Consider the following 6,487-nt stretch of genomic DNA (forward strand, 5'->3'; position numbering starts at 1 on the left):
TCGTTGCCGCCTCCATACCCCCCGCCAGCGATTTGCAAACACGTTGATCAACAGACTGCAATCCCCACGCCAAACCTTTGCGAGTGGGACGCGAACGTCGCTTACGGTAAGAGAAATATGAGAACCTGGTGCAGTTGTCGGGCGCCGCAGACATTACGTTGCTGTGGCGGGTTTGCGACAAGACTGGCTGGCGCCGAACATGATCGACGAGGACGCGAGCCACCTCAGCGTCACGCGTTGCGTCCGCTCCTTAAACAGCCAGTCGGGGCTGCGTCATCGCCTAGACGATGCTGCCAATCAACGCGCCCGAGGCGGTCTCTTGCGCGCGAGCAAGATCACCATTCACCAGTGCTCCACTTTCCGTCGCGGCCGGATCGCCAGCGGACGGGCAAACCGCTTTCCCCCGAGCCGCTTGGGTCTGGCGACCATCAGGACCGAGGCCGTCATGCGTTCCGCGCCGCTCGCTTGCATCTTGGCTATCGCCCGAGCGAGCGCGTCGTCCAGGACGTGAGAAGGCCCAGCTGTTCGGCCGCAACACCGACGAATGCCGATCTCAAGTCGTTAGGTGAGCGCGAGCTTCAGAGTCGCCCATCTTGGTCAACCATGTGGAGAGCTGCTAAGGCTAATCGATAGCGCCACACGCAGAAGCTAGCGTTTGTGTGCCCGGGCGGGCAAGCAAGAAACGGCTACGCTTCTTCGCCAGCGGACGCTTAGAGGAAGACGGCCATTTCAGCGGCGGCTTCGCCAACAATTACAACGATTTGTCTTAATCAGGACACGAGTGAATCCTCTTTTCCAACAACAAGGCGCGTGCGCCATCTGCATGACGCGTAGCATCAATAGCAGCCGGATAAAGTTGGCGGATCGTATTGCCTCATCTGACGATGAAAATCTCAGCTTGGCCGATGTAGCTCCGGCTGACGGCCTGTCCGACGTTGCATCATGGCGCGCAGGATCGGACGCACTGGGGACATCGCGGAGTGCGCATTAAACGCAGCGGCAGCCGCAGTCCCGAGATCATCGGCCAGCGCCGCACCTTTAGCCGTGCGCGGGATGATCGTCTGGGCTGCTTTGCGTCTGAGCGATTTCTTTCTTCATTTAATCAGGTGAACAGATCGCTCCGCTCTTGCCGGACTCTCAGATCGCGCTCTCGTCTGTTCTCGCGTTGGCCCGGCTATCGCGGTCATTCTGCTTATCGGACCAAGCATAGGCTCAAGTGCAGGCCAGAACAACTGGTCGCGGACAGAGATCGAAATGCACATGTTCGGTATGGGACTGGGGCTGGCTGCGGTCAGCGTCGCCTGACCTCCTAACGAGCTTTCCGTCAGATGAAACGATGCAGGACGCAGAGCTGCGCGCCGACCGCGAGTTGAGGTGGAATGAGTTCAGGATCGGAGATGATCGCATCAGACGTGGTAGATGCAGCCGCGAGTTTGTCTTTCTTCTTCGACCTTTGTCAGCTTCTCGAAAGCCAGCCTCTCTAACACTCGAACTTGGCCTCTTGATGACGAAGCTGCCCATGCCGGAATTCGTGACGAACTTCAGCTCATTCCCTCTGGGAGATATTCTAGAGGCCTTTGGTCTCTTAACAAAAAGGAGGGCTTTATGGCTCCAAGCCCGATCGATAATGCCCGTTCACCAGAATCACCGACAGCGCACGTCTGGACACAGGAAGATCATGATTTGTTCAGCGAGATCATGAATGAAGCTGGACCATCATCGTCTGCCGCACCTGAGGAAGCGGTAGATGTCTCCTTCGCCGCTCCCCAGAGATTTTCACACGGTTCGCAAATCGCCCCTGACTCGATGGTCGATAGGCTGTTCCACCGGGGTCTCTTGCCGGACTCGGACCAGCCGACAATGACCTATGAAATCCAGGGTCACCGCTACACGGCCGGTTTGGATGAGTGTAATCGCGTTCTTCTTGTTCATAACCCTGCGGAAGACCAAGTGCTTGGGGCCGGCCGGGCGGGGGTACCGGACTTCGGAGCCTTCTTCGCGGAGAACCGACGCTATGGAAGGCCGCTACCACAGCAATGGGCCACACCTGCCCTCATAGACAAGCTGCGCGAAGAAGGTTTCATGCCGACCGCCAATAGCCCCACGACCATCCATCTTAACGGACGGGCCTACAAAGCCGAACTAGCCGAAGGAGGATTCGTTAAGCTTACGCGGGTATGAGACCAACTTGACGGTGAGCCGATCGCGCTGGGTCTGAGTCGTGCGGTCACTTTGGTTGTCCTTACCTGGATAGACGGTTCATCGCTTAGCAGTGGATTGTTCGAGCCGCCAGCGGGTACGCATCATCGGGCCCGCTGGCAGCGCTCGAGATGCACGGTCATCCTGGCCATTCGTCTGCGTGGTGCCGACCTGTCATCCGGCCGGCAATATTGTCGCCGTGTTGCTTCACTCGAGGATGTTGCTGGCGCTTGACCGATACAGCTCCGGCTGTGGGCCAGTCCGAGGTTGCACCATTGCGCGCGGGATCGGAAGAACCGGGGTGCGTCGCGGAGTGCCCAAGGCACGCCGCCGCGCCCCGGTCCCGGGATCACCGGCCAGCGCCGCACTGTTAGCCGTGCGCGGGATGATCGTCTTCTCGGCTGCTTTGCGTCTGAGGGATCCCCGTGAGCGCTGCACGACGGTGTGCCGCGGCCGAACTGCTCGGGGCGGTGCTTCGCGAGGTGACCGAGAATTACCAGGGCAAACGGGGCTCGGCCGCAAGCCAGCGCTCGATGTCGGCTGGGTTCGGCAAATTGGGCAGAAACCGGTGCCCGTTGAGCACTTGCTTGGAAACGGCGGAGGCCCTGCAAGTGCGAGGCTGGATTGTCTTGGCGGACGCGAAGGTATTCTCAAGGAGGTGGCAGCAAAGATCGCCTAGCCGCAAGGACCGTCGCAAGTGGCGCAGTCGCTTTGCGTAGCAGTGGGATTGCGTGAGCGTATTTGTCGAGGAAATCGTGTCAATTTAACACTACCAAATCTGGGCGTTCTGCAAGCAGTAGCTCCACCGTAGAGTCACGCAAGATCGCATGCACATAGGCGTGTGCAACCAGCCTCAAAAACCGGAAAAGAACGTCATGGCGAACATCAATCTCAGCTCCCAATCTATTGCAGGTGCACGCGCCGGACAGCGAGCCGCCACCGCCCGGAAAGTCATTGAATGGCGAGCGCCGGCCCCGAGACGCCGAGGCTTCCACATGATCCACGGAATGAAGCCCATGGCGCGGATGCTCGCAGCAATTAGGCGCGGGCTAGCCTTGTCCGATCTTGACCGGTGCTGCGCAATCTGGTGGCTCTATCGTCTCCATTTCGGGTTCACCGGCGACGTGATGTTGGGGCTCGCCGCGGTCAGGATTGCCCAGGAGAGATCCCGCTGCGGAATTTAGGAATCGTGGGGCGCGCCTTCCATACGGGCTCGGCGCCCTGCCGCCGGTTACGTGTTTGGCTGGCGAGGAAAAGTGGCCGAATGCCGATTGCCTTTAGTCTCCCCCAGCCAATTGGGCCGCATTCACTTCTAGCGCCGAGGATCTGCCCGTGGGGGTGGCACCAAAGTGCAGGCAAATACGATGAGCAGATTGCAAAAACTGAACTTGCGCTCGCCCTTCACACGATCAGTAAGCTGAATTTGATGTCGGATGATGCTGCTCATGAAGGTCCCAGCAGGGGCAGACGACCGGGCCATAGCGGGGAGTGTAGGAATCAGGACGGTCTGGAATCCTTGGTCACGTCTGGTGATCGGGGGCAAGGACGCGCGGCTCGCATTCCATCTGGTGATCTTCTGCTGTTACATGAAAGGAAATGACCCGCGTGAGTTCGCGTGGCGATGCAAGGGCGGGTAGCTCGCCAAGCAATACTGCCCGAGTCGTTGCGCTGGATGGATCCTCGCGCAGAACCTCACCGACGCTGTGTACCCACGGCTTGAATTCCTCTGTGAGCGGCTCGTCCGTTGCAGACCGCCAGCCGTTCAACTCTCCCCTCGGTGAATAAGCCGTTGATCTTTCGCCAGGCACTTTGCGCCCGCCTCCGGCCGCCGCGCGATGAGACAACGGCCGCGGCTTCCCGGTCGGTCGGCGCCTTCGCAATGGTACGCGGAATCGGCTTTGGAGCGAATTCCGGGTCAACGGATCGAGCTCTTATCACCAGAAACGAGCTCCGGTTCGCGAGCGGAGTTGCGCTCGCCTTGTCCATGCGGGCGGTTTGCAATCGAAGCAAGCCGGTGTACAGGCGTGATCGCGACATAGTCCTCGGCGGCGAATGGGCGCCGAGGACTGGGGCCATCAGCGAACTTCAGAACGGCCCCTAAGCATCTGCAGTTTGGAGCCTCGTAACAGTGAAGCCCTTAGTTGAGCTTGTAAGACGCCTGGAAGAACGTACCCCACCGTTCCATGCTGTAGTTCGCAAATCCTAGCGAGCCGCAGCCGTTTCCGCAGTCCGCGGAGTCCGCTTCCTTTTTCGTCCACATGGCCCAATAGCGGCCTCCAACGCCTAGGCTGATATTGTTGGTGACAAAGTAGGACAGAAGGCCTTCAACCTGGACGCCGCCGCCACCATTGCCGTGTTGCTCACTAAAGGTGGTCTTTTTGCGCAAGAGATGATTATCGCGGCCCTTGAAGTCGGTCCAGGGCAGGTAAGCGATGTCCGCATTCAGGCGCCAGCGCTCGGTCAGCATAGTTTCGGCGCTCAAGCCGATTCGAGGCGCATTCCATTGAGTATCTTGGCTGCCAACGATCCTATCGTCGCTCGGCTTGATACGACAAAAGTCCTGCGGATTTGTGAGCGGAACGCAACCCCTCGAGTCTGAGCTCTGGCTGTAATAGGCCCAGCCTATAAATCCGCCGATCTTGTAGTTCGTACTGCGCAGGACATCGTAACCGGCGTCGGCCGTGTAATATGCAAATCGCCCGTTTGACTCACCTGAACGAGTATTTAGGTAGGGGTATCCCTCGTGGGGCAGCCAATCTTCATCGTTCGATTTCCCTTTGTTGAAGAACCCGATACCAAGGCTACTCTTCAAGAACACTCCCCAGGGACTGTCGACACGGCCGAATACCTCCCCCGAAAGTCCGTCCAGTGCATGATAAGTGAGCCTGGAAATCAGTATGCTGGGGTCTTCAGGCCAGCCATACGGGACTGCGCTTTGATCCCACTGGAATCTTCCCCGGCTCAGCCAGAGCCGCGAGCCCCCTTCGAACGACCAACCGGACGTGTAGGGAATGGGTGGTACGCTGCCGGCTGATCTCGCATGCAGCGGCGAATCGGACTTTGGTGCGGCTTCTGGGTCCGCACCAAAGTGGTAGTTCAGACCAATTTTCCCAATGTGATAGTTGCTGGACAGGCTGGTCGTGCTCGCCGGCAAAATCGTAGACGGAGATAACTTCGCGGTCGAAGCGGTCGCGACGCTCGGCCCGCCAAAATGCAGATAGTCATACTCGACGTTCACCGACCATGAAGGCGTAAGGGCTTGCTCCACACCGAGCCCGATGACGCCACCAACTTGGCCATAGTCGAAATGGGTTTTCTCCTGTGGCAGGTCGCCCCCTTCAAAGTTGTTGACGATGTCGCCTCGATTATTTTGCCAGGCTGCACCTGCCTTGAGATAGGCAAGCGTTTGCCCGAGCGAGCCGAAGGCGTAACCGATGCGACCGGTCCCGGTCGCAAAGAGGTTCGGAGCTGCGTTGCAGTTTGCGCTTACAATCAAGTCTGAGGCTGCGAGGCAGGTGTTTGAGCCGCTCGCGACAGCTGCGCTGGCATCCAGTTCGAGGCCGTACACCCAACTATTGTTCTGCCAATTGTAGCCGATTTGGCCACCTGCGACGAAGGAGGGAATATCGACGACGTCGCCGTAGATCGGTGGGCCGAACGGATTGGTGAAAGAGGTTCGACCGTACCCGCCGCCTACATGCCCGCCAATGTAGCCTCCGGACCAGTTCCACACCGACGGTGGCAGGGCTTCTCGCCCGAGGTTCGCCATAGATGTACCCGTTGTGGCGATCGCCATGGTCGCAGCCCCCAAAAAGAGAACTCTTGATCGCATAAAGATTGCCCTGAACTTTCCCGAGTTGTAGTCGCGCTCGCTAAGTATCGCCGCACGGCAAATCGTCGGAGCACCAGGCCCCCAATAACGAGCCGGGGCCGCTCCGAAGATCACCGCACGACGATTGGTGATGACGTCCTCAACGTAGCAAGCCGCGTGCCGGAGCAATTCCTTTGTTCTGCAGGAGCTTACTAAGAGCGTGCCGCGTCAACTTCCCTACATTGGGTGGAAGGCGGACGAACGAGTGTCGAGGTTCGCTGCATTGCGGAGCTAGCGTCCAAGGCACGTGCATGTGCCGGAACTTTGTGGTCTGCCCGGTGAGCACAAGCTGGTTCAGCTTGGATGAGCCGTGAGATTTCAAGCCTAGTGTTCTTTTCACTCCGCGAGCTGCCTGATGGCAACCAGCCGGCCGTTGCAAGTTCAGCTCGTACTAGGGTCTGTACCTAAATAGCGCCA

The 6,487-nt window shown here is 58.8% G+C and carries 2 protein-coding genes; one reads left to right on the plus strand and one right to left on the minus strand.

The genetic code is table 11. The features are described 5' to 3' along the window. Positions 1–1,419: 1,419 nt before the first annotated feature. Positions 1,420–2,181 (plus strand): hypothetical protein, encoded by a 762-nt coding sequence (locus IC50_RS37565; protein WP_233465590.1) that lies wholly within the window; start codon positions 1,420–1,422, stop codon positions 2,179–2,181. A gap of 2,155 nt (positions 2,182–4,336) precedes the next feature. Here IC50_RS37565 and IC50_RS37580 read toward each other — a convergent pair. After that, on the minus strand, positions 4,337–5,995 hold the full coding sequence (locus IC50_RS37580; protein WP_224517533.1) for an outer membrane beta-barrel protein: 1,659 nt from the start codon (positions 5,993–5,995) through the stop codon (positions 4,337–4,339). Positions 5,996–6,487 lie beyond the last annotated feature (492 nt).

The organism is Bradyrhizobium genomosp. I (2014), from assembly GCF_000261685.1.
In the GTDB taxonomy this organism is placed as follows: domain Bacteria; phylum Pseudomonadota; class Alphaproteobacteria; order Rhizobiales; family Xanthobacteraceae; genus Bradyrhizobium.

Coding starts and splice junctions, on each gene's coding strand:
- IC50_RS37565 (WP_233465590.1), top strand. CDS start 1,420: ATGCAGCCGCGAGTTTGTCTTTCTTCTTCGACCTTTGTCAGCTTCTCG.
- IC50_RS37580 (WP_224517533.1), bottom strand. CDS start 5,995: ATGGCGATCGCCACAACGGGTACATCTATGGCGAACCTCGGGCGAGAA.